Below are 21,544 nucleotides of genomic sequence, written 5' to 3' on the forward strand. Positions count from 1 at the left end.
GACCTACGATTTCCTAAATGCATACGCCCGCAACCAGTCGTATCGTTCAGCATCTCACCTGCAAGATGTGCCTTGCAGGCGTATGGCTGGAGCGGGGCGTCGATGCAACAGAAGACCAGGATCGAAGGCTGGCAATTGACCCAGCCGCCTCAGGATCATCTGCGAATAGAGTGGCCCGGCGGTCGTTTCGAAACCGCGCGGCGGGGGCAGACAGGAGAAGTCGAAGGCAAGATAGCACCAGACTTCCATCTGGTCATGGTGACGCTGAATGGCGGCGCAGCGCATCATGCATTTCGAACCGACGACGGATTTCGCTATGAGGGCCGCGACGTGAAGGGCATGGTTTCCTTTCTGCCTGCAGGCTGCAATCGCGAGCTTGTGCTCCGCGACGTCGCATGGGAATGGGGTGCGATTGCCATCGATCCGGTTGTGGGAAGCCCAAAGCTCCGTAACGCCAAGTCATTCCTCGTTGATCGCGACGACTTCATTTATGGCATGACGGCGCAGATGTGCGGCCTCTATCATCGTGAAGGCAATCTGGATGTGACCTACTGCTCGACGATGGCTCTTGCTCTTTCCGAGTACCTCTCGAACAGAGTTGCAGGACGCGGTCAGCGCGGGACGTCGGTAAAGAACGCTCTAACGAGACGACAACTTCGTGACACCTACGAGAGAATTGATGCAAGGCTGGCAGAACCGATTTCGATCTCTGACCTGTCACTCCCACTTGGCATCTCGGAGGGGCACTTCTTCCGGACTTTTCGCGGAGCAACAGGCCAAACGCCTTTGGAAGTGATATCCCGCCGCCGCATGGACCGTGCAGCTCGTCTTTTGAGGGAAACGGACCTGCCTATCATCGAGGTCGCCGCGCTCTGCGGGATCGAGAGTCCGAGCCATTTTGCGCGGTTGTTCCGCGCTCACAAAGGCCATTCGCCCTCACGCTGGCGAAACAAATAAATTAACTGACCCCGGTCCAATATCGACCGCGGGCGAACTCTGTGGCGCGGCTCCGCCCATCGTCTTATTTCCTTTGATATATCGATCATTGGTGTCGCTTTGAGCGGCGAGTTCAACGGTCGCTGCAACACACTCTGCAAACCTCTCCGCTGGGGTCTGATAAAGCAAGGTCTTTCTCGGACGTTCGTTGACCCGCACACCGCGCGCCGAGATCGCCCTTCGCCTCCCCCTTCGAGGAGGTCAATCCAGCACGGACCAGTAACTCCACAAGAGCTACTCCGCTCCTGCGCTCCGCATCATCCAACTGAAGCGTCGGCAGCCCCCTGCGGCCTCACCGTGCCCGAACGCCCGTCTCGCCGTACCCCCATGTACGCGCCTGCGATGCCGAGGACGAAGGCGAAGCCGCTACCCCATCTCAATTGGATAACCATCGAGGCCATAGGTCACGACCATCTTGCCGTGATCAATCATCTTCTTCGCACTATCGTGATGATGTTTGCAAAATGACTGCAGGTTCGACGGATCGAAGAAAAATTCGCCGCTGCCCTTGTGAGCTTTGATGTGGTCGACGATCGTCGCCTCGGTCACCTCTTCCCGTGATCAGGCAGAAACGACAAAGAGGTTCCATTGCCAACTGGTATTGGCGCAGTCGTTTCCACTCTGCTGTATAGTAAAGACGATGCCAGACTTTGGCCTCCGCTGAGCGCCGATCCGGAACCTTGGATTCCGTCATACGTTCAGCACCTGCAGTGGAAGGAGGCCAGCTATGGCAGACGACAAGAGCAAGCGTGGAGCCGCAGACCGCAACAAGGTCGCTGGCGGCGAACCTTACGAGGTTAGCTACTTCGCCAAGAAGAACGGGATCAGCCGGGATAAGGCTGAGGCAATTATCAAGAAGCACGGATCTGATCGTGAGGCCGCGAATAAGGCGGCAGAAAAGATCAAATAGCAAAAGCGGCAGGGAGGCGCCCGGTTTATCGGTTCCGGACCTCAACCAGCCGCACAATCACCTTTCGTTCGCGGAGGAGGCGCGCCAGGTAATGGCTGAACGACGCAAAAAAGGCGCCAACACGACTTATTTTATTTCTTTCTAAATTATACTTTGGTATAGGTCTCCCCAACTGTATGGGAGGAGTAACGTATGCAGCGAGTGGAACCGAATAACATCGGCACCGGAGCCACGACCCGTGTTTGGTCGGTCAAGGATTTTTCCAAACGGCGCCGACTTAAGGAGGAGGAAGAGGCTCGACTGCTACAATTGTTTGGACCATTCGCGTCCGCCAGCGAACTGCTGCACAACGCAACACGAGAGCCGCGGTGGCGGTAGGGTTCGGGACAGTCCCGGCGATCAACGCGAGTTAATACGTCCGCGGATCGGCAGCGCCCCAAACGGAGAAGGCCGCGCAATGGCGGCCTCTTTCATACCTATACGTCACAATGCGCCACGTTTGGGCACATGGGCTGCAACTTTCTCGTTATTGTTCGCCGCTGTCAGAGTTCTGGCAGCTTCAACTAGCGCAGCCTTACCAGCCCGGTCAGCGTATTCTTCGGCGTATCCAAGCCGGATGCCGATTGATTTGAGTGTGCCTCGACCGGCAACTTCTTCGATCACGGCTGCCGCTTCGCCTTGTTTGAACCTCGGGCGTCTCCCAAGCTGGAGCGCCGCTGGACGTGTTTCCCTTGGGGTTTGACATGCCGCCCAGAAAAACTGCGCCCTTAGCTACCGCATCCTCACACTTCATTGCGCCGACAGGCAGCTTCTCGAACGACACAGCACCATCGATGCACAGACTGCGCAGCAGCCGTCGACCTTCCTCGACATCGGTAAGCGGATCCAGCATCGGCGGCAGCACGGGCCGGTCAGACATATTCCTGGCGAGTGGTGTGGCTTCGAAAGGTGACGGTGTCGTAGCCTTCGTAGACAGGTAGCGGCCAGGATTGCGCTGCGAGGTTTTGGTGGAACTCCCCGGAGCAACCCGATCTACCGGTCGAAGTTTGTGACCCTTTTTGGTCACCGCCCATTCGACCAACCGCCCACGCAAGAACTTGAGTGGGCCGAATGAGATGCGCTCGCCAGTCTTTTCGTCTTGTTCGATCTTTTGCTCGGCGCCCTCTACAGCCGTCATCAACTCGCCGATCGTAGGGGGAATTTCTTGTCGGTTGTCGGCAATCTCTGCAGACCAGTTGCTCGCGGGTTTTGGCAAGGCAGCGGCCATCGCTGGTGCCAACGCCGGATAATTGTCGAAGAGCCAGCGGAGCGCCGGAAGCGTACCGCGATAGCGTGGCTGCCGCACCTTGCGCGGGCTGTTGTCGTTGGGCGACATCGGCTGTGCCATGGTCTGAGCCTGTGGCACGCTTCAGGGCGGCCGCCAGCGGCTTTGTCTCGGCAGCGGACAGTGCGCGATCGAATAAGACGAACGGCTGGTAGTTGCCTGCAGAGGTCTCGAGCACAAGGTTCGGCCCGATCGGCATTTCGCCCGCTTTGCCAGTGTCAGCATCTAGGTCGACAATCGAAATGCTGGACGCTGCGCTTGTACAGGACAGCACCACCGGAGCCGGCACGAACCTCGTCTCGATGTTTCAAACAAATAGCGTCGCCGTCCAGGCCCTGGTCGCATTCGCCGCCGAGCGTCTTCGCGATAACGCAATCGCCCAGGTGACTGGCATCGAGTGGGCCTGAACCGGGAGATACGGCATGTCTTTGACCGACGAGATGATGAAACAATTCGGGGTCGACGCGCTCACGAAGCCGATGACGAAGGGCGAGGCCTACCAATTACTCGACGCGCTGAAGTCCGTTCTGCTTGAGCACAAGGGCCGCCTCGACGCATTGGAAGCCAGCGGCATCAAATATTGCGGCACGTGGCAGCGCGCACTGCCCTACCGCAAAGGCATGGTGGTCACGAGTGCTGGATCGATGTGGACGGCTCGATACAAACGCAAGCGGGTTGATTTTCACCAGCGCAGCGGGGGCGATCACGATGAAGAAGGCGGCAGAGGCTACCCTAAAGCGTGGATATACCCATTTTAGGCTTGAACAGGCTCAAACGGCGCAGGGGTCGCGTTTCGTGGGTATGAACACTAATACAAGCGGTTTCGGGCAAGCCACGGTCTACGGCAACACAGCTTATGGAAGCTATAGCGGCTCGTCGTTCAGCACGCCCATGTATGCACCGACCGCCCAAATTGGCGTCACTGTCGTCATGTTCCATGCCAACGAGGCGGGTGCCAAAGGTGCATTCGATGCCGCCGACGTGCTAGCGAAGAAGGGCAAGGTGTGAGGTCGCCGTTCTTCATTGATCTTGAATGACGGCATCCTTGCGGATGCCTGTTTTCATTTGGGATTTCCGTAAAAGAATGACTTGCCGTTCGGGCCGAGAACGGCGCAAATGCTTAGAGCAATTGCCGAAAGTGACAATATAAGAGATGCGAAGCATGCTTCGTATTTACCCGAGTTAGACGACGATACCTTCACCGCCGCCGTCGACCAACAGCTTGAACACCACGCTCAGAACGTGGAGCGGATTCAGCTTGATGCCATTTTCGAAATAGGGCGGGAGCTGGCCACCGCCCAAAAGCTTTTCAAATACCGGCGCGATGAAGGCGGGTTCACCGGCTGGTTAGGCACGAGATTACCTCAAATTCAGGTGCGGTCGGCCAGTCGCCAAAGCCGAACCGGACATTCAGGCTCTCATTGCCCGGCGCGTCGAGGCCGGGAAATCTTCACTGCCGCAAAGGTCAAGGAGTTGACTGTCGAGGCCGCCGCGGCAAAGGCAGAACTGAAGCACGGCGAATGACTGGAAATGATCAGAAGCAATTTGCCGTTTAGCCATAGTATTCAATGAGCTCGCTGTAGGTTGGCATGAGAACAAAATAGGATTTAATTCCCATTTCGTCAAGCACGACCGATAAGCGACTGCACTTTGACGTGAAGAAATTTTGGTTTCTCAATTGTATTCTCACGTATGTTGGTCCCATTATGAAATCTGTCTTTAAAAGAGAGGGGTGTGCTATGAGAGAGCTTTTCAGAAGCGTAGCTCGCGTCGTCGGTCTGGAGAGGCCAGCGCGCCAAACGTGGCGGGCGCTCCGGGCAAGAGGCTGGACACCCTGGTGGCCCTTGGTGCCCGAGGACGCTTTCTGTGACTGCGTTCGCCAAGCCGTTGCGAAGCTTCAAGAACTAGAGCCTTCCGAGCGTCTAGGAGACTATCTCGAATTCGGGGTCAGCCGAGGAACCTCGCTGGCCTGCACGTACAGAACTCTACGTGACGCGGGTCTAAACCATATGCGCCTCATCGGGTTCGACTCCTTCGCGGGACTGCCAGTGGAGGCCGACAAGGAGGGCTGGGCCAAAGGTGAATTTCACTCAACCATTCAGGCAACTCGGAATTACCTCAAACGTCAGCAGGTCGACCTTGGGCGGATCACTCTCGTGAAGGGGTGGTTCAAGGATACGCTCACGGAAGAGACCCGCCGGCATCATGCAATCGAGAAGGCAAGTCTCATCATGATTGACTGCGATATCTACTCTGCGTCTAAGGATGCTCTGAACTTTTCTGAGCCCCACATCCACAATCAGGCCGTCGTTATGTTTGATGATTGGGGTTGGCGTGAGGAGCAAAACGAAGTCGGCCAGAAGGAAGCGTTCGGGGAGTTTCTTGCTGACCATTCTGATCTCATCGCAGAACCGATGCCCTCATACTTGCCGCAAGCAAGAGTTTTCCTTGTAAGGCGCGGACCGTAAACTTCCAAGAAGACGGTTTATAGGAGTGGCACTTGCTGCGTCGCTTCTCGTATCTAACGCATGGGCCGATCAGACTTTCATCGTCTGCAAGCTTACCAAAACCGTCGATGAGAAGGGCTCTGCTTCTGCAATCACTGGCACAGATGTCGTTGTGATCGACACCCCACCTGACGGTTCAAGCACTTACACGGTTCAGGCGGGATGCCGGGAAAATACGCTAACAGCAAAGGTCAGCGATACTGAATTGATGTTCGAGTGTAAGCACGCTGCTGTGGAGACATATAGCTACCTAATGACGATTAATCGCGTCAGTGGCGAGTACGTCAAGATATTCACGACTTCGGCGTCGTCCGGCCTCGTGCACTACGGGCATTGTGCTCCGAGTAATCGGCAATTTGATATCCGGTGGATAGCTTCGCCGCTGACATCGCCGCCACGACCGGGGCATCAGCGGCGGGTCGCAATGCCCCACAGCCCGGCGAGGTCGTCCAGCCCCATGCGGAGCATGTCGGCCGCCGTCAGCCGCTCGCGCTTGCTCACCAGGAGCTCAGTCAGCGAATAGCCTTCGCCGCACACCGCAGACACGAGCCCATAAGCCGCGCTCCGAGCAGTGCCCGGCATCGGGCGAGTTCCTTGCCGGAATTCACTTGCCGTTCGGTGATCGGGTCCCGGACCTTGCCGCCGTCGACATGTTCGCGGCCGTAGTCGATGGCGCTTGCGCCCTTCCCACCCATCGCCTCAAAGAGGGCGCGGAAACGATCAGCAGCGGCGACCTGGGCGGCATCAAGTACACCGCGCGAGGCGAGCGTGGTTATTGCGCTTTCACGGATGTTGACGACAGCCGCAATTTTGCGCGGGTTTGCTGAATCGGCCGGATGAGCGCGGGAGAAGTAGGGATTAGGCACGAGGGTCGGGCGAAGTCGGGCCTTCGATGGCGCTGGCATGGCCGCAAGGATGCCAGATTGCCGGGGAAACGGGAAGCCAACTTCCCCCCAGATTTTCCCCCAAGGCGATTCGTCGGTCGAAATCGTTTCAGCTATGAAGCAGTAACTTATTGCTTTTATTAATGTTTTTTGGTGAGAGCGATGGGGCTCGAACCCATGACCTACTGATTAAAAGTCAGTTGCTCTACCAGCTGAGCTACGCTCTCCCTTGACGCCTTGAACTCAAAAACAGCCCCGGCCGGAAGTGCGCGGAACATATGCAGGCGACCTATTGCGGTCAACCGAAAAATCTCCCTTTTTCGCCGCGTTAGGCATATTTCTTGCCGAGGCTCGAAAAGGTGATTGGCATTCGGTGGGTTGCGGCGCTAAACATCCGCCAAATTCAGACGGAGAGAATGCGTGTCGATTGCCGATATTTCCCTGTTGAGCGCCCTGCTTGCGGGTGCCCTCTCCTTTCTCTCCCCCTGCGTGCTTCCCCTCGTTCCGCCCTATCTCTGCTACATGGCGGGCATATCCGTCGAGCAGTTCCGGGGCGGCAATGCTGTCGCGGTTGCGCCCGACGTCCGGCGCGGGGTGCTGTTTTCGGCGCTGTTCTTCACGCTCGGGTTCGCCACGGTCTTCGTCGCGCTCGGCGCCGGCGCTTCCAGCATCGGAATGCTGATGCGCCAACATCTGGATCTTCTGGCAAAGATCGGCGGCCTCATCATCATCCTCATGGGGCTAAACTTCCTCGGCGTCTTCCGAATCGGGCTTTTCGCGCGCGAGGCCCGTTTCCAGAGCGGCGGAAAGCCGGCGACGCTGACCGGCGCCTATATCATGGGACTTGCCTTCGCCTTCGGCTGGACGCCCTGCATCGGGCCGGTGCTCGGCGCCATTTTGGGGGTTGCAGCATCGCGCGAGACCGTCGGCGCCGGCGCGGGGCTTCTCGCGGTCTATTCGCTCGGCCTCGCTATTCCCTTCTGGATCGCCGCCGGCTTTTCCGGTGCCTTCATGAATTTTCTGGCGCGCTTCCGCCGCCATCTCGGCACGATCGAAAAGATCATGGGAGGCTTCCTCGTGCTCACGGGGCTCGCCTTCATCTTCGGTTTCGTCAGCGATACTGCCATCTGGTTCCAGCAGACCTTTCCGATCTTGATGCGGATTGGCTAAAGGCAGCACATCATAGCCTGCCTTGCAAACAGTAAGCCGCCGTTCCGATCGCGATCAGATCAGCCTTTCTTCCGGCTGAATTTTTCCCGCAAGGCAGTCGGAATATCCCGCAATCCCCGACCCGGCTCGATGCCTTCGCGCATGACGACGCTGCGTAGCGGTGGAAACGCCGACAGGATGTGGAGGCCCGCGGCGCGCAGCATCTGCACCGGCAGGAAACCCGAGAGAAGCGAGCGGTTCAGCAAATCGACGCTGACCGTTCGCGTCATGATGTCGGCGCGGCGCCTGCGGTCAAACCGATCGCCCGAATCGGCTGGTATCGGCAGTTCGGCCCGGTCGCAGAGAATATCCGTCAACGCCATGATATCGCGCAGGCTGAGATTGAGGCCTTGTGCTCCGATCGGCGGGAAGACGTGCGCGGCTTCTCCGATCAGCGCCATCCGGCCCTTGCCGAAGCGGTGCGCCATCATGCCCGAAAGCGGCCAAATCTGGACGCCTTCCTCGACGCTCACCTTGCCGAGCAGCGACTGCATCCGCTCTTCGACGACATTGCTCAATTCGGCAAGCGACAATTCGAGGCCGGCGGCGGCATCCGACGGATTCTGTACCCAGACGAGGCTAGAGCGATTGCCGCGCAAGGGCACCTGGGTAAAGGGGCCGCATTCGGTGTGAAATTCCGTCGAGGTGTTTTCGTGCGGCAGCGAATGGCTGAAATTCAGCACCATGGCCGACTGCGGATAGGACCAGTTGCGCGCGCCAATGCCGGCTTTTTCCCTAAGCTTCGATTTGCGACCGTCGGCGCCGGCAGCAAAATCTGCAGACAGCATCTCGCCGCCCGCCAGCATAATGGAAACGGCATTCTCGCCGATATCAATGCTGTCAGCAAAAGCAGTGAAGCGCGTGATATTGCCTTCGATGGCGACCGCCGCCTCGAGCACGTCGGTCAAAGCCTTGTTCGGGAAGTTGTAGCCGAAGGCGTCGAGCCCGACTTCGACGGAGCGGAACGTCGTGGTTGGTGCACGCAGCAGGCGACGTGTGCCGTCGATGATGCGCATGCTTTTCAGCGGCGCGGTCTCGGGCTTCAGCTTTTCCCAGAGCGCCAGGCGATCAAGGAAGCGGATCGACTGATCCATAAGCGCCGTCGTGCGCCGGTCCTCGGTCGCGGCGGGAGGGGCAATCAGCGCCACGCTGCGGCCGCCGCGGGCCAGCGCGATCGCGGCCACCATCCCGGCAAGACCGCCACCGATCACAGCCACTTCGAAATGTTTCATTGCATCGCTTCCGTCATCAGAGACGGCGAGCCGGCATTATGCCGCCGGCTTCGCCTGACGGCGCCAACTATAGCCCTTGCCGACCTCCGCGTCACGCACAGCCGGCTGATAATGATGGGGAATTCCGGGCAGCCGGTTTTCGGAAAGGCGCTTGAGCGCCGTTTCATTGGTCACGGCGAAGCTGTCGATCCCGACGCGCAGCATCAACGGGATCTGGTCGATTAGCACATCGCCTACCGCCCGCAATTCGTTGGCATAACCCAGTCGCTCGCGCAGCAGCGAAGCATGGCTGAAGGCACGGCCGTCGCTGAATGCCGGAAAAGCAACGGCGACGATATCGAGGCGATCGAGGTAAGGCTCGAGCTTGCGGACGTCGTCGGCGGGCTTGATGAGCACACCAAGCCCGACATCGTTGCTCTCTCCGGCCATGGCGATCAGCTCGTCGAGGCCGAGCAGAGGCTTCTGATCTTCGGTCGCTTTCACCTCATCGCTCTCGATCACCCAGGGATCGTTGGCGACAAAACCGGTTTCTCTCCAAATCTTCGTCATCATCCCCTCCTTATGCCGCTTCCGCGGCCGCGCCATAGAGCGCGTCCTTGAAAGGCTGCGGTCCGACGCGGCGATAGGCTGCAAGGAAGGTTTCAGACGGGTCCCGGCGGATGCCGAGATAGGTATCGACGATCGTCTCGATTGCGTCCGTCACCTTGTCCGGTTCGAAGCCGCGGCCGATGATCTCGCCGATCGAGGTGTGTTCGTCGCCGGAACCGCCAAGCGTGATCTGATAGAGTTCGGCACCCTTCTTCTCGACGCCGAGCAGGCCAATATGGCCGACATGGTGATGCCCGCAGGCGTTGATGCAGCCTGAAATCTTGATCTTCAGTTCGCCGATCTCCGCCTGACGCGCCGGATCGCCAAATCGCTTGGAAATCTCCTGCGCAACCGGAATGGAGCGCGCATTGGCGAGCGCGCAATAGTCCAGCCCCGGACAGGCAATAATATCCGTGATGAGGCCGGCATTGGCAGTTTCGAGATCGGCCGCGACCAGGCCGCGATAGACGGCTTCCAGATCGCCCAGCGCCACGTGCGGCAGGATGAGGTTCTGTTCGTGGCTCACGCGAATTTCGTCGAAGGCATATTCCTCGGCGATGTCGGCAACAGCATCCATCTGCGCGTCAGAGGCATCACCCGGGATGCCCCCGATCGGCTTCAGCGAGATCGTAACCATGCCGTAATCGGGGTTCTTGTGGGGCGCTACGTTCTGCTGCACCCAGCGGGCAAATGCCGGATCGGCCCTCTTCCAGCGGGCAAGGTTCTCCCAGCCTTCGGCGCGTTCCGGCAGCACGGGCGGCGCGAAATAGGCGGCGATCGCCTGGACGTCCTTCTCCGGCAGCTTGAGCTCGGTATCCTTGAGCTGCACGAACTCAACCTCGACCTGGCGCGCCAGTTCTTCGGCACCGGTCTCGTGCACGAGGATCTTGATGCGCGCCTTGTACTTGTTGTCGCGGCGGCCGTGCAGATTGTAAACGCGCATGATCGCGGTCGTGTAGGACAGCAGGTCCTCTTCCGGTAGGAAGTCGCGGATCAGCTTGGCGACCATTGGCGTGCGGCCCTGGCCGCCGCCGACGTAAACGGCAAAGCCGATCTCGCCCTTGTCGTTCTTCTTCAGATGCAGGCCGATATCGTGGACCTGGATCGCAGCGCGGTCGCGCTCGGCGCCGGTGACGGCGATCTTGAACTTGCGCGGCAGGAAGGAGAATTCCGGATGCACGGACGACCACTGGCGCAGGATTTCCGCATAGGGACGCGGATCGGCGACTTCGTCCGCCGCGGCACCGGCGAAATGATCCGCCGTGACGTTGCGAATGCAGTTGCCGGAGGTCTGCATGGCATGCATCTCGACCGTCGCAAGTTCGGCAAGCACGTCCGGCATGTCGGACAGCTTCGGCCAGTTGAACTGCAGGTTCTGGCGGGTCGTGAAGTGACCGTAGCCGCGGTCGTAGGTGCGGGCGATATGAGCGAGCATGCGCATCTGGCGCGAGGAGAGCGTGCCGTAGGGGATGGCGATGCGCAGCATATAGGCATGGAGCTGCAAATAGACGCCGTTCATCAGGCGCAGCGGCTTGAACGCATCCTCGGCAAGCTCACCGGACAGACGGCGCTGGACCTGGTCGCGAAACTGCTCGACGCGCTCGGCGACAAAGGCGTGGTCAAATTCGTCGTAACGGTACATCAGCTTCCTCAGACTGCAATGAATTCGGGATCGGCCGGCTTGTAGCCCGGCGCATATTCCATGGTCGGGCCCTGGGCGCGGATGCGCTCGCGGAGGCGGAGCGGCCATAGAACTCCGTTGGTTTCCTGAACTTCGATGACGGCAACGTCAACGACCTTGTTGTCGGCATAGGATTTCTTGCCGATCTCTTCCAAAGCCGTCACGGCCTCGGCATGGCGGGCGATGAGCGCATCCTGCAGCGAGGTTACCCATTCGCCGCCGGCGTTAAGCCAGACCGCTACGCCGTCCGTCAGCCTGTTGGCGGTCAGAACCTTGTCGACCATGTTCAGCTCCTTGCAAATTCCGGCGCGGTCGCCTCATGGCGCACCAGTGGCTCGGACAGTTCGAAATTGGCGCCTGCGACGGCATCGCCGATAATGACCATGACCGGTCCGGTCAACTCGTCACGATGCTGCAAGTCGGGAAGATCGCGCAGAATGCCGTGCAGTAGGCGACGGTCCGCACGGCTGGCATTCTCGACGACGGCAACGGTCGTCTCGGCGGGAAGCCCAGCGCTCATCAGCCGCTCGGAGACCGAAGCTGCGACAGTACGTCCCATATAGACGGCGATCGTCGCGCCGGACACGGCAAGGCTTGCCCAATCGGGCAGCACGTCGCCGGTCAGATCATGCCCGGTCGTGAAGACCAGCGACGAGGCAACGCCGCGTAGCGTCAGCGGCAGCTCGAAATCGGCCGCGGCGGCGAAAGCCGAAGTGATGCCCGGAACGACCTCGTAGCCGATGCCCGCGGCACGCAGCGCCGCCATCTCCTCCCCTGCCCGGCCATAGACCAGCGGATCGCCGGATTTCAGGCGCACGACGCGCTTGCCCTGGCGTCCAAGCTGGACAAGCAGATCGTTGATCTCTTCCTGCGATTTCGAATGGCAACCCTTGCGCTTGCCGACCGAAAGGCGCTCGGCATCGCGGCGGCCCATATCGACGATCGCCTGCGGCACCAGCGCATCGAAAACGATGACGTCGGCTTCCATCATCACGCGCTGGGCGCGCAACGTCAGCAGATCTTCGGCTCCAGGACCGGCACCGACGAGCCAGACGCGACCGTCAACCTTTTCCGCCGAGCGCAGGAGGCCGTTTGCGGCACGCCGCGCTTCGGGAAGATTGCCGTTTGCAACGGCGTCCGCCACGCGACCAGAGAAGAAACGGCGCCAGAAGACCCTTCTGGCGACGCCGCGTGGAACGAGATGTTCGACGGTCCTGCGGTAGCTCGTCGCAAGATCGGCCAGGCGGCCGAGCGACGGGGAAAGCAACTGATCGACCTGCGCACGGATCATCTGCGCGAGCACCGGGCCGGCACCTTCCGTGCCGATCGCAACGGCGACCGGCGCGCGATTGACGAGAGCGGGCGTGAAGAAATCGCAATAGTCCGGCTGGTCGACTGCATTGGCCGGAACTCTGACCGCCCGGGCAGCTTCCACGACCGCGCGATCTTCGGCAGCATTACCGGTTGCAGCAAAAACAAGCGTCGCACCGTCCACCTGCTCGGGCGAGAAAGCGCCACGGACCGTTTCGATTCGATTGGAAATCAGGAACGAATGATAATCAGCCTCGGGATGGTCCGCATAAGCAACAATGCGGGCGCGCGTGTTCAGCAACAGGCGCACCTTGGCGAAGGCCTCGTCTCCATTGCCGAAAACGGCTGCGATCCGCCCTTCCACACGGAAGAATGCGGGAAACACCGATAGCTGTTCGTTGCTGGAAGGCATTATCATTCCACTTCGAAGTTGGTCGACTATGCCTTTTACGGTCAACGGATTGAAGAAACAGAAATTCGAAAGCCCCGCTGAGCGCGTATTCTTTTGCTCGCCATCTCAAGGATTTGAGAAAAGTCGCCCGGTCGTTTGAAAATGCTGCTGCAGCGCATCATAAGTTGGTGACAAATGCGCAGATTCGGCGGGATCATGCATTCCGCTTCCCGGCGGCAACCGGTAAACTGCACGAAACAGGAGAACACCATGCGGGAAAAGACGATTGCTCCCCGTCTTCTCGAAGTCATCGAGAAGCATATCCTGCCGATCACCGAGCTCGGCGTTTCCGAGGGCAACAAGGTCTTCGGCGCGGCAATCCTGCGTAAGTCCGACCTGGCTCTGGTCGTCGCCGAAACGAACAACGAACTGGAAAATCCGCTATGGCATGGCGAAGTCCACACATTGAAGCGCTTTTACGAACTCTCCGATAAGCCCTCGACCAAGGATCTCATCTTTCTCTCGACGCACGAGCCCTGCAGCATGTGCATGTCGGCGATCACCTGGGCGGGTTTCGATAATTTCTATTATTTCTTCAGCCATGAGGATTCGCGCGACAGCTTTGCCATCCCGCATGATCTGAAGATTCTGAAGGAGGTCTTCGGCCTGGAACCGGGCGGATACCGCCGTCACAACGCATTCTGGAACAGCTTTGCGATCGCCGATCTCATCGAAACCGAGGACGAACCGCTGAAAACCGGTCTGGAAGCGCAGGCCGCCAGCATCAAGGCCCGCTACGATGCGCTGTCCGACATCTATCAGGCGTCCAAAGACGCCAATGCCATCCCCTTGAACTGAGATATCATGGAAGCTTCAAAAGATATTTCGCGCCTGATCGAGATCATGGCGGCACTGCGCGATCCCCAAACCGGCTGCCCCTGGGACATCGTCCAGACCTTCGAAACGATCAAGCCCTATACGATCGAGGAAGCCTACGAGGTCTCCGATGCGATCGAACGCAACGACATGGACGACCTTTGCGAGGAACTTGGCGACCTGCTGCTGCAGGTCGTCTTCCATGCTCGCATGGCCGAGGAAGCCGGCGAATTCACGTTCGGCGACGTCGTCGAAGCCATCACGCGCAAGATGATCCGCCGCCACCCGCATGTCTTCGCGCGATCCGATGCCGACACGCCGGAACGCGTCAAGAAGCAGTGGGACGAGATCAAGCAGGCGGAGAAACACGAACGTGCCGAAAGGCGCGCAAGGCGCGGCGTTTCCGAAGATTTCAAGGCAGGCTTTCTTGGCTCCGTGCAGCGGAGCTTCCCCGCGCTCACAGAAGCGCTGAAACTGCAGGAACGCGCAGCAAAGGTCGGCTTCGACTGGTCGGCGCCAGAGCCCATCCTCGACAAGATCGAGGAAGAGATCGGCGAGCTTCGTGCCGCACTCAAGGAGGACAATCACGCGAAGGTCAGCGATGAACTCGGCGACCTGATCTTCGCCATTGCCAATATCGGCCGGCATGTACAGGCCGATCCCGAGCAGGCGCTTCGCGGCACGAACACGAAATTCAGGCGTCGATTCAATCACATCGAGAAAACGCTTGAAGCAGATGGCGAAACACTGGAGGCGGCAACGCTGGAGCGCATGGAGGAAATCTGGCAGGCCGCCAAGGCGATCGAGCGGGCGGTCGCGGGGGGCTAGTGTCGAGGGTCGACGCTTATTCGTCGAATCTGCCGCCTTAGGCATAGGTGCCTGAAGGCGAAGCCGCAGGGCCTCGACGGATCTCCTCCCCCCGTAGGTCGCCTTTGCGGTATGGATCCGCTGAATGACTGCCCATTGCCACCAGCGTCCATCCCGTACTCGCCTCACAGGAAGCCAGCCACCGCGCGTCCGCGCGGTGAATGACTCACATGCCACGAGAGAAAAGTCTCCTGCACCCAAGGACTTGAGATCCCTTCGACAGGCATAGGGATGAGAAAGGAGGCAAGGCGACATCAAACAGCGACAGCTTCTGTGCCGAACCGTCTTTTCATCCGCAACGGACGCCGGGTCTCGAATTTGCTTAGAAGCGGTCAGGCGTCTCGCTATTCCCAGTCTTCCTTCTGCGGCTTCGGGCCGTCGCCCATGCGCCGTTCCAATTCGGCGGCTTCGCTTTCGGCGAGCCTTACGTCGAGCGTCACCGTGCCGTCTTCATTGTCTTCGCGGCCGTCGACGATAGAATGTTCGTAAAGCCAGGGTAGCAGCGCCAGCTTGCCCAAAGGCAGCTTGATCGTCGTCGCGGTCATCACCCCGGAAAGGCGCTTGCTGATTTCCTGCATCAGGTGATCGATGCCCTCGCCGCTGATGGCCGAAACAGCGACCACGTTTTCGGCGCCCGCAACCTTCTGCACCATCGCATCATGCGTTTCCGGTTCGAGACGGTCGATCTTGTTCCAGACTTCGACGATGCGTCGTGCCCCTTCAGCCTCGTCGATACCGAGATCTTTCAGGATGCGCATCACGTCTGCGCTCTGCGCCTGATTGTCTGCATCCGACATATCGCGGACGTGGAGGATCAGATCGGCTTCCAGCACCTCTTCAAGCGTTGCGCGGAAGGCGGCGACAAGATGCGTCGGCAGGTCGGAGATAAAGCCGACGGTGTCGGACAGGATGACAGTCCGGCCATGCGGCAGCTTCATGCGGCGAAGCGTCGGGTCGAGCGTAGCGAAGAGCATGTCCTCCGCGAGCACGCCTGCGCCGGTAATGCGGTTGAAGAGCGTCGACTTGCCGGCGTTGGTGTAGCCCACCAGTGCCACGATCGGATGCGGCACCTTCTTGCGCTTGGCCCGGTGCAGCTGGCGGGTGCGGACGACCTGCTCCAGCTCGCGCTCCAGCTTGATGATCCGATCCTGCAGCAGACGGCGGTCGGCTTCGATCTGCGTTTCACCCGGGCCGCCCATGAATCCGCCGCCGCCGCGCTGGCGTTCAAGGTGGGTCCAGCTGCGGACCAGACGGCCCTTCTGATAGTTCAGATGCGCAAGATCGACCTGCAGCGTGCCTTCCTTCGTGGAGGCGCGGCGGCCGAAAATTTCCAAAATCAGGCCCGTGCGGTCGATGACCTTGGCATTCCACTCCTTCTCGAGATTGCGCTGCTGCACCGGCGTCAGCGGGTGATCGACGATCACCAGGCCGGAATCATGCTCATCGAGCTGCGCCTTGATGTCCTCGATCTTGCCCGTGCCGAGCAGCGTAGCCGGACGCGGGTCGGAGATCGGTACGATCGCGCCGTTGACCACATCCAGATCGATTGCCTCAGCGAGACCGGTCGCTTCCTCAAGGCGGCTTTCCGGCGAGCGGGTCGCAGCTCCTTCGGTGGGCGCACTCCTACTCCGCGCCTGCTTGAGCACAGGCACGACGACGGTTGCCCGCATATCATCCCGAAGTCTCTGAGCCTCCGGGATGATGGAATCATTCCTGGTATCGCGTGTCGAAATGACTGCTGACCTTGTTAGGACGCTGCTTCTTCGCTCTCGAACATCTGCATGGGCTGACCCGGCATGATCGTTGAGATCGCGTGTTTATACACGAGTTGCGAATGGCCGTCACGGCGAAGAAGAACGCAGAAATTGTCGAAAGAAGTGACAACGCCCGTGAGCTTTACGCCGTTAATGAGAAAAATTGTGAGAGAAATCTTTTGTTTGCGAACAGTATTGAGAAATAAGTCCTGCAAATTCTGAGAACGTTCCGCCATCGCGCCGCTTCTTTCTTTATTGCCGGCTTGATCTGGCCGGTGAATATTAATCAACCTCTCCTGAAAGACGGATGGTAACCCTCATCCCTTCCGTCCAGCAAATCTTGGTATCAAATCGCAATCTTTTCCGCAACGTCGAAAAAGACTTCTCGAATATTCTGCGAGATCGTGCCGGGATGACCGTTGGCAATTGTCTGCCCGTCGATGGAAACGACGGGAAAACAAATGCTTGTGGCAGCTGTGATGAAGACCTCGCGTGCCGCCAGCATTTCGGCGACGGTGAAGTTCCGCTCGGCGATCCTGAGGTCAAGCTTCACCGCGACATCCATCAGCGTCGTGCGCGTGATGCCGCGCAGAATACCACGTTCGGCAGGGCGCGTGATCAAGGTGCCGTCGGCGTCGACCATCCAGACATTGGTCGCGGCACCTTCTTTCACGCAGCCGTTGGCATCGACATAGATGGCCTCCTGGGCGCCGGCTTCCTTCGCCTGCTGGCGGACCAGGGCATTCGAAAGAAGACCGACCGTCTTGATATCAACCCGATCCCAGCGATTGTCCGGAACGGTGATCGCCTTGATGCCGTTTGCGTTTTTCTTCGCGATAACCGCGGGATCGGTGCTTTTGGCCGTGATGACCAGCGAAGGCTTGGTGCCTTCGGCCGGAAACACATGGTCGCGGCGCGCCACGCCGCGCGTCACCTGCAGATAGAACAGGCCGTTGCGTACCTTGTTGCGGCGCGCCGTTTCACGAATCACATGGATCATCGCCTGGCGGCTCATCGGCCAGGCGATACGCAACTCGCCAAGCGAGCGGTTCAAGCGGTCGAGATGGCGCGTGATATCAACGATGAAGCCGTGACGTATTTCGCAGACCTCGTAGACGCCGTCCGCGAACTGGTAGCCGCGGTCTTCGATATGGACCATCGCATCGGCGTGCGGCACGTAGCGGCCATTAACATAGGAAATTCTCGGCATGGAAAACCTGCATCCAAGGCAATGAAATGGGAAACCGGCGCAGAAAATTGCGCCGGAGCAATCAGACGCCGAGCGACTTCAGCTTACGATGAAGCGCCGAGCGCTCCATCCCGACGAATTCCGCGGTGCGCGAGATATTGCCGCCGAAGCGGTTGATCTGCGCGATCAGATAATCCTTCTCGAACATCTCGCGGGCTTCGCGCAGCGGAAGTGTCATGATGTGGTAGTCGTTCTTGGCGGACACCTTGGGCAGCATGTCGCCGAGGTCCGTCGGCAGCATGTCGGCTGTGATCGGCGCATCCGGGCCATCCGAGCGTGCAAGGATCATCAGCCGTTCGATATTGTTGCGCAGCTGTCGGATGTTGCCTGGCCAGTCATGAGCCTGCAGCACCGCCATTGCATCGTCGCCGATACGGCGCAGGCGGATGCCCGCCTGCTCGGAAATCTGACGCATCAACTGATCGACAAGGAACGGGATGTCCTCCCGGCGTTCCGCCAATGCCGGTACGCGAACGGGGACGACCGCGAGGCGATGGTAAAGATCCTCGCGGAACCAACCTTCGGCGATGCGGCTTTCCAGATTGTAAGCCGTCGAAGAGATGATACGGACATCCACCTTCACGCGCTTCGATCCGCCGACGCGCTCGAACTGCTGGTCGACAAGCACGCGCAGGATCTTGTTCTGCGTCTCGCGCGGCATTTCCCCGACTTCATCAAGATAGAGTATGCCGCGGTGGGCTTCTTCCAGCGCCCCGGTCTTGCGCGCTTGGCCAGGGGAGCCTTCCGTCCCGAAGAGGGCGACTTCCATGCGGTCCGGCGTAATGTTCGCAGCGTTCAAGGCCACGAACGGCCCGTTGGCGCGCGCCGACTTCTTGTGGATCATCCGCGCCACCAGCTCCTTGCCGGAGCCAGATGCGCCGAAGATCATGATGCGGCTGTTGGTCGGCGCGACCTTTTCGATCGTCTGGCGAAGCTGCGAGACCGCGACGGAAGTGCCGATCAGTTCGACGGCGTCGCCTGCGCGCCGCTTCAGCTCGGATACCTCCCGCTTCAGCTTCGAGTTTTCCAGCGCGCGTTCGGCAATTAGGATCAGGCGATCAGCCTTGAAGGGCTTTTCGATGAAATCGAAGGCGCCGCGTTTGATGGCGGAAACAGCCGTTTCGATATTGCCGTGGCCCGAAATCATGACGACCGGGATGTCGGGATGGCGCGTCTTAATCTCGTCCAGCAATGAGAGACCGTCGAGCTTGCTGCCCTGCATCCAGATATCCAGGAAAATCAAGCGCGGCGCGCGATCGGAAATCGCGGCAAGCGCACTGTCGCTGTCATGCGCGGTACGCGTCTCGTGTCCTTCATCAGAGAGGATGCCGGAGACGATCTCGCGAATATCATGCTCATCGTCGACGACGAGAATATCAGAGGCCATACACACTTTCCTTGTCATTTGACGCCGGGGCGGCGGGAACCGGGTCGAGACGCGGCAGATGCACGCGGATCATGGCTCCCCTTCCCTGGTCGAAATCGGCGGGCGCATCATGCAGTTCCAACTGCCCGCCATGCTCTTCAATGATCTTCTTGACGATTGCGAGGCCGAGGCCGGTGCCCTTCTCCCGCATCGTCATGTAGGGCTCCAGGATGCTGTGCCGGTTTTCCACCGGCAGTCCCCGGCCGTTGTCGATGACGTCGACCGTGAAGCGGTCGCGGCTCTCGTCCAACGACGCCCTGACGAGAACCTTCCGTTGATCGCGCTCGCCGCTCGGAACAGCCTCGATGGATTCGACCGCATTCTTGATCAGGTTTCCGAATGCCTGGCCCAGCATGCGGCTGTCGAACTGGCCCTCCAGCGGTTTGTCGCCGAATTCCTGCAGGAAGCTCACATGCGTATTGCCCATCTCACGCAGGAAGATGGCATCGCGGAGAATATTGCGCAGATCGGTCTGTTCCTTCGTCGGCTTGGGCATGCGCGCAAAAGCCGAGAACTCGTCCACCATGCGGCCGATATCGCCAACCTGCCGGATGATCGTATCGGTACACTGATCGAAGACTGTGCGATCCTCCTGATTGATCTGCTTTCCGTAACGGCGCTGGATGCGCTCGGCGGAGAGCTGGATCGGCGTCAGAGGGTTTTTAATCTCATGGGCGATGCGCCTTGCCACGTCGCCCCAGGCCGTCGAGCGTTGCGCGATCACGAGATCGGTAATGTCGTCGAGGGTGATCACGTAGGAATCGCTTGTATCGCGAACTTCCTCGCGCGTGACCTGCACGCTCAGCGTTCGCACCGTTCCGCCGCGCACGAGGGCAATCTGCTTGCGGAAATCGCCGCGGTAGCGCGATGCGGCTTCGGTCAGCACCTGATCGACTTCGGGAGCAATTTCATTCAACTGCTTCCCGAGCATCTCGCGCGCCGGCAGCGACATCAGCGTCTCGGCAGAACTGTTGACGATGGTGATCCGCCGGTCGTTCTCGACGCCTATCACCGCTGCAGTGACACCCGACAGCACGGCCTCGATGAAGCGGCGGCGGTCGTCCACCTCGTCCTTCGCCTCCAGAATCTCGTCACGCTGCGTGCGGATTTCCGAAATCATCTTGTTGAACGTGCGGGATAGGTTTGCAACGTCGCCATCGACCGCATGAACCGGCACGACGATATCCATGTTGCCGGACGCCACGCTGTCGGCCGCAGTGATTAGCAGGCGGATCGGGCGGACGATCCGGTCGGCAACGGCTATAGCCGTCCAGATCGCCGCAAGCAGCACGATCAGGGCAAAACCGATATAGAGAACCGCGAACGCGATCTGCAGCGAGACGCGACCCGCCTCCATCGAGCGGTATTCCGTTGCGTTTTCCTCCATCATGCGCATTGCGCCCATGACCTTCGGATCGACGGCGCGCACGGTGTAGAGGAACGCGCTTGGAATCTGCTCGAGTTTGATGATTGCGCCGACAAGGTTGGTTACGCCCGGCGGAATGAGCGTCGGCTGGCCAGCGGCGGCTTTCTGCAGGGCATCCTGCGGGATCGCTGGTAACGGTTTCTCGGTCTTGATGTCCGCCTGAACGATGACAGTGCCGTCGCTTTCAACTAGGAATGCGCCAAGCAGCCCGCGGCCCCGCGCCTGACGCGTCATCAACTCCCCGAAGCCCGTGCGGTCGAGGTTGTAAAGCACCCGGTTGCGTTCCAGGTCGTTCGCCATGGAGATGGTCTGGCCCTGCAGATAGCTGGCGTTCTCCATCATGTAGGCCTGGCCGATATTGCGCGACGAACTGACGATGGATTGCGTGCGCAGCGCGAACCAGCGGTCGAGCCCCGCATTCAGCGTGATACTTGCAAAGATCGCCACCAGGATCGCCGGCGTGATGGCGACGATCGAGAACAGGACGACGATCCGGATGTGCAAACGGGCAGCGGCGCGGCCGCGGGTGCGCGCTTTGAGCAACCGCGCAACTTCGCGTCCGATCAGTGCTATCAGTGCAAGCACGAAGAAGGAATTCACCACGACCGAAGTGATGACGACGCGGGTCGTCGGGTCGATCGGCGTCACACCCAGCAGAATGAAGAGCGTCAGCGTCGCGCAGAGCAACGCGCCGCCGGCCAGGACAAGACCCGGCAGCGCAAACAGCGCCCGGCGATCGGTAACGGTCGAGACCGTATCGCTGTCTGCCGCAGGCGGTGCCGCATCCTGCTTCATCAAGTCATCACTCCAAGCGGCAGAAGCCGGTATGTCACGGTTCATCGACTGGATATGATCGCCATGCATGCAAAGCCCCCGGCGTCTCAGCCTGCTGCTGAAACGGCGCCGGACAGCC

The 21,544-nt window shown here is 59.7% G+C and carries 24 protein-coding genes and 1 tRNA gene; 11 read left to right on the forward strand and 14 right to left on the reverse strand.

Annotation, left to right across the window (positions count from 1 at the left end):
* Positions 1 to 102 precede the first annotated feature (102 nt).
* Entirely contained in the window at positions 103 to 957 is an 855-nt protein-coding gene (locus ACZ9DP_RS25140; RefSeq protein ID WP_074068052.1) for a helix-turn-helix transcriptional regulator, read from the forward strand.
* Between the two features lie 405 nt (positions 958 to 1,362).
* Here the strand turns inward: ACZ9DP_RS25140 and ACZ9DP_RS25145 are convergent, their stop codons facing one another.
* Positions 1,363 to 1,545 (reverse strand): hypothetical protein, encoded by a 183-nt coding sequence (locus tag ACZ9DP_RS25145; protein WP_476203915.1) that lies wholly within the window; start codon positions 1,543 to 1,545, stop codon positions 1,363 to 1,365.
* Between the two features lie 178 nt (positions 1,546 to 1,723).
* Between ACZ9DP_RS25145 and ACZ9DP_RS25150 the strand changes: the two genes are divergently transcribed.
* On the forward strand, positions 1,724 to 1,906 hold the full coding sequence (locus ACZ9DP_RS25150) for a DUF3606 domain-containing protein (protein WP_476203916.1): 183 nt from the start codon (positions 1,724 to 1,726) through the stop codon (positions 1,904 to 1,906).
* 192 nt (positions 1,907 to 2,098) lie between these two features.
* Positions 2,099 to 2,284 (forward strand): hypothetical protein, encoded by a 186-nt coding sequence (locus ACZ9DP_RS25155; protein WP_074068045.1) that lies wholly within the window; start codon positions 2,099 to 2,101, stop codon positions 2,282 to 2,284.
* Between the two features lie 208 nt (positions 2,285 to 2,492).
* On the opposite strand, the gene ACZ9DP_RS25160 is transcribed toward ACZ9DP_RS25155, so the two are convergent.
* A complete protein-coding gene (locus ACZ9DP_RS25160; RefSeq protein ID WP_476203917.1) occupies positions 2,493 to 3,293 on the reverse strand; it encodes a hypothetical protein in 801 nt (266 codons plus the stop codon).
* 179 nt (positions 3,294 to 3,472) lie between these two features.
* Between ACZ9DP_RS25160 and ACZ9DP_RS25165 the strand changes: the two genes are divergently transcribed.
* The 5 genes from ACZ9DP_RS25165 (at position 3,473) to ACZ9DP_RS25185 (ending at position 5,698) form a co-directional block, all read left to right on the forward strand.
* The gene (locus ACZ9DP_RS25165) at positions 3,473 to 3,637 is read left to right on the forward strand and encodes a hypothetical protein (RefSeq protein ID WP_194729668.1); all 165 of its coding nucleotides are present in this window, start codon (positions 3,473 to 3,475) and stop codon (positions 3,635 to 3,637) included.
* A 15-nt stretch (positions 3,638 to 3,652) separates the two neighbouring features.
* A complete protein-coding gene (locus ACZ9DP_RS25170; protein WP_194729667.1) occupies positions 3,653 to 3,988 on the forward strand; it encodes a hypothetical protein in 336 nt (111 codons plus the stop codon).
* Between the two features lie 37 nt (positions 3,989 to 4,025).
* Positions 4,026 to 4,238 (forward strand): hypothetical protein, encoded by a 213-nt coding sequence (locus ACZ9DP_RS25175; protein ID WP_476203918.1) that lies wholly within the window; start codon positions 4,026 to 4,028, stop codon positions 4,236 to 4,238.
* A 108-nt stretch (positions 4,239 to 4,346) separates the two neighbouring features.
* Complete coding sequence (locus tag ACZ9DP_RS25180) at positions 4,347 to 4,754, forward strand: hypothetical protein (protein ID WP_476203919.1); 408 nt, start codon at positions 4,347 to 4,349, stop codon at positions 4,752 to 4,754.
* Positions 4,755 to 4,969: 215 nt separating this feature from the next.
* Complete coding sequence (locus ACZ9DP_RS25185) at positions 4,970 to 5,698, forward strand: TylF/MycF/NovP-related O-methyltransferase (protein WP_476203921.1); 729 nt, start codon at positions 4,970 to 4,972, stop codon at positions 5,696 to 5,698.
* A 551-nt stretch (positions 5,699 to 6,249) separates the two neighbouring features.
* Here the strand turns inward: ACZ9DP_RS25185 and ACZ9DP_RS25190 are convergent.
* Both ACZ9DP_RS25190 and ACZ9DP_RS25195 read right to left on the reverse strand, forming a co-directional pair.
* Positions 6,250 to 6,642, reverse strand: a complete 393-nt coding sequence (locus ACZ9DP_RS25190) for a hypothetical protein (RefSeq protein ID WP_476203922.1) — start codon at positions 6,640 to 6,642, stop codon at positions 6,250 to 6,252.
* Between the two features lie 130 nt (positions 6,643 to 6,772).
* A tRNA-Lys gene (locus ACZ9DP_RS25195) sits at positions 6,773 to 6,848 on the reverse strand.
* Between the two features lie 193 nt (positions 6,849 to 7,041).
* On the opposite strand from ACZ9DP_RS25195, the gene ACZ9DP_RS25200 reads away from it, so the two are divergent.
* Positions 7,042 to 7,791, forward strand: a complete 750-nt coding sequence (locus tag ACZ9DP_RS25200) for a cytochrome c biogenesis CcdA family protein (RefSeq protein ID WP_476203923.1) — start codon at positions 7,042 to 7,044, stop codon at positions 7,789 to 7,791.
* 59 nt (positions 7,792 to 7,850) lie between these two features.
* On the opposite strand, the gene ACZ9DP_RS25205 is transcribed toward ACZ9DP_RS25200, so the two are convergent.
* From ACZ9DP_RS25205 to cysG, 5 genes are read right to left on the reverse strand one after another with little or no spacing between them, the layout of a single operon-like run.
* Positions 7,851 to 9,062 (reverse strand): UbiH/UbiF family hydroxylase, encoded by a 1,212-nt coding sequence (locus ACZ9DP_RS25205; RefSeq protein WP_476203924.1) that lies wholly within the window; start codon positions 9,060 to 9,062, stop codon positions 7,851 to 7,853.
* Positions 9,063 to 9,098: 36 nt separating this feature from the next.
* Entirely contained in the window at positions 9,099 to 9,611 is a 513-nt protein-coding gene (locus ACZ9DP_RS25210; RefSeq protein ID WP_194729661.1) for a DUF934 domain-containing protein, read from the reverse strand.
* Between the two features lie 10 nt (positions 9,612 to 9,621).
* Positions 9,622 to 11,292, reverse strand: coding sequence for a nitrite/sulfite reductase (locus ACZ9DP_RS25215; RefSeq protein ID WP_194729660.1), 1,671 nt, complete (start codon positions 11,290 to 11,292; stop codon positions 9,622 to 9,624).
* Positions 11,293 to 11,300: 8 nt separating this feature from the next.
* A complete protein-coding gene (locus ACZ9DP_RS25220; protein WP_194729659.1) occupies positions 11,301 to 11,615 on the reverse strand; it encodes a DUF2849 domain-containing protein in 315 nt (104 codons plus the stop codon).
* 2 nt (positions 11,616 to 11,617) lie between these two features.
* Positions 11,618 to 13,054, reverse strand: a complete 1,437-nt coding sequence (cysG, locus tag ACZ9DP_RS25225) for a siroheme synthase CysG (RefSeq protein WP_194729658.1) — start codon at positions 13,052 to 13,054, stop codon at positions 11,618 to 11,620.
* Positions 13,055 to 13,303: 249 nt separating this feature from the next.
* Here cysG and ACZ9DP_RS25230 point away from each other — a divergent pair, with 249 nt between their 5' ends.
* Together ACZ9DP_RS25230 and mazG are read left to right on the forward strand one after the other, a co-directional pair.
* The gene (locus ACZ9DP_RS25230; RefSeq protein WP_476203925.1) at positions 13,304 to 13,891 is read left to right on the forward strand and encodes a nucleoside deaminase; all 588 of its coding nucleotides are present in this window, start codon (positions 13,304 to 13,306) and stop codon (positions 13,889 to 13,891) included.
* A 6-nt stretch (positions 13,892 to 13,897) separates the two neighbouring features.
* On the forward strand, positions 13,898 to 14,737 hold the full coding sequence (mazG, locus tag ACZ9DP_RS25235) for a nucleoside triphosphate pyrophosphohydrolase (RefSeq protein WP_476203926.1): 840 nt from the start codon (positions 13,898 to 13,900) through the stop codon (positions 14,735 to 14,737).
* Positions 14,738 to 15,120: 383 nt separating this feature from the next.
* On the opposite strand, the gene hflX is transcribed toward mazG, so the two are convergent.
* From hflX to ACZ9DP_RS25260, 5 genes are all read right to left on the reverse strand, one after another.
* Positions 15,121 to 16,446, reverse strand: coding sequence for a GTPase HflX (gene hflX, locus ACZ9DP_RS25240; RefSeq protein WP_476203927.1), 1,326 nt, complete (start codon positions 16,444 to 16,446; stop codon positions 15,121 to 15,123).
* A gap of 77 nt (positions 16,447 to 16,523) precedes the next feature.
* Positions 16,524 to 16,766 carry an RNA chaperone Hfq gene (gene hfq / locus ACZ9DP_RS25245; RefSeq protein WP_003539403.1) on the reverse strand — a complete coding sequence of 81 codons (243 nt, stop codon included), beginning with the start codon at positions 16,764 to 16,766 and terminating at the stop codon, positions 16,524 to 16,526.
* A gap of 110 nt (positions 16,767 to 16,876) precedes the next feature.
* Positions 16,877 to 17,740 (reverse strand): D-amino-acid transaminase, encoded by an 864-nt coding sequence (locus ACZ9DP_RS25250; RefSeq protein ID WP_476203928.1) that lies wholly within the window; start codon positions 17,738 to 17,740, stop codon positions 16,877 to 16,879.
* 61 nt (positions 17,741 to 17,801) lie between these two features.
* Entirely contained in the window at positions 17,802 to 19,166 is a 1,365-nt protein-coding gene (gene ntrX, locus ACZ9DP_RS25255; protein WP_022715522.1) for a nitrogen assimilation response regulator NtrX, read from the reverse strand.
* Positions 19,156 to 21,426, reverse strand: coding sequence for a sensor histidine kinase NtrY-like (locus ACZ9DP_RS25260; RefSeq protein ID WP_476205476.1), 2,271 nt, complete (start codon positions 21,424 to 21,426; stop codon positions 19,156 to 19,158). The genes ntrX and ACZ9DP_RS25260 overlap by 11 nt, the downstream gene beginning before the upstream one ends.
* Between the last annotated feature and the right edge of the window lie 118 nt (positions 21,427 to 21,544).

This window comes from Rhizobium sp. USDA 4016 (assembly GCF_056279705.1).

Excerpts from the sequence above, each read along its gene's own strand:
- ACZ9DP_RS25140 (WP_074068052.1), top strand. The coding sequence starts at position 103 with ATGCAACAGAAGACCAGGATCGAAGGCTGGCAATTGACCCAGCCGCCT.
- ACZ9DP_RS25150 (WP_476203916.1), top strand. The coding sequence starts at position 1,724 with ATGGCAGACGACAAGAGCAAGCGTGGAGCCGCAGACCGCAACAAGGTC.
- ACZ9DP_RS25155 (WP_074068045.1), top strand. The coding sequence starts at position 2,099 with ATGCAGCGAGTGGAACCGAATAACATCGGCACCGGAGCCACGACCCGT.
- ACZ9DP_RS25160 (WP_476203917.1), bottom strand. The coding sequence starts at position 3,293 with ATGGCACAGCCGATGTCGCCCAACGACAACAGCCCGCGCAAGGTGCGG.
- ACZ9DP_RS25165 (WP_194729668.1), top strand. The coding sequence starts at position 3,473 with ATGCTGGACGCTGCGCTTGTACAGGACAGCACCACCGGAGCCGGCACG.
- ACZ9DP_RS25170 (WP_194729667.1), top strand. The coding sequence starts at position 3,653 with ATGTCTTTGACCGACGAGATGATGAAACAATTCGGGGTCGACGCGCTC.
- ACZ9DP_RS25180 (WP_476203919.1), top strand. The coding sequence starts at position 4,347 with ATGCTTAGAGCAATTGCCGAAAGTGACAATATAAGAGATGCGAAGCAT.
- ACZ9DP_RS25185 (WP_476203921.1), top strand. The coding sequence starts at position 4,970 with ATGAGAGAGCTTTTCAGAAGCGTAGCTCGCGTCGTCGGTCTGGAGAGG.
- ACZ9DP_RS25190 (WP_476203922.1), bottom strand. The coding sequence starts at position 6,642 with ATGCCAGCGCCATCGAAGGCCCGACTTCGCCCGACCCTCGTGCCTAAT.
- ACZ9DP_RS25205 (WP_476203924.1), bottom strand. The coding sequence starts at position 9,062 with ATGAAACATTTCGAAGTGGCTGTGATCGGTGGCGGTCTTGCCGGGATG.
- ACZ9DP_RS25210 (WP_194729661.1), bottom strand. The coding sequence starts at position 9,611 with ATGACGAAGATTTGGAGAGAAACCGGTTTTGTCGCCAACGATCCCTGG.
- ACZ9DP_RS25215 (WP_194729660.1), bottom strand. The coding sequence starts at position 11,292 with ATGTACCGTTACGACGAATTTGACCACGCCTTTGTCGCCGAGCGCGTC.
- ACZ9DP_RS25220 (WP_194729659.1), bottom strand. The coding sequence starts at position 11,615 with ATGGTCGACAAGGTTCTGACCGCCAACAGGCTGACGGACGGCGTAGCG.
- cysG (WP_194729658.1), bottom strand. The coding sequence starts at position 13,054 with ATGCCTTCCAGCAACGAACAGCTATCGGTGTTTCCCGCATTCTTCCGT.
- ACZ9DP_RS25230 (WP_476203925.1), top strand. The coding sequence starts at position 13,304 with ATGCGGGAAAAGACGATTGCTCCCCGTCTTCTCGAAGTCATCGAGAAG.
- mazG (WP_476203926.1), top strand. The coding sequence starts at position 13,898 with ATGGAAGCTTCAAAAGATATTTCGCGCCTGATCGAGATCATGGCGGCA.
- hflX (WP_476203927.1), bottom strand. The coding sequence starts at position 16,446 with ATGCGGGCAACCGTCGTCGTGCCTGTGCTCAAGCAGGCGCGGAGTAGG.
- hfq (WP_003539403.1), bottom strand. The coding sequence starts at position 16,766 with ATGGCGGAACGTTCTCAGAATTTGCAGGACTTATTTCTCAATACTGTT.
- ACZ9DP_RS25250 (WP_476203928.1), bottom strand. The coding sequence starts at position 17,740 with ATGCCGAGAATTTCCTATGTTAATGGCCGCTACGTGCCGCACGCCGAT.
- ntrX (WP_022715522.1), bottom strand. The coding sequence starts at position 19,166 with ATGGCCTCTGATATTCTCGTCGTCGACGATGAGCATGATATTCGCGAG.
- ACZ9DP_RS25260 (WP_476205476.1), bottom strand. The coding sequence starts at position 21,426 with ATGAAGCAGGATGCGGCACCGCCTGCGGCAGACAGCGATACGGTCTCG.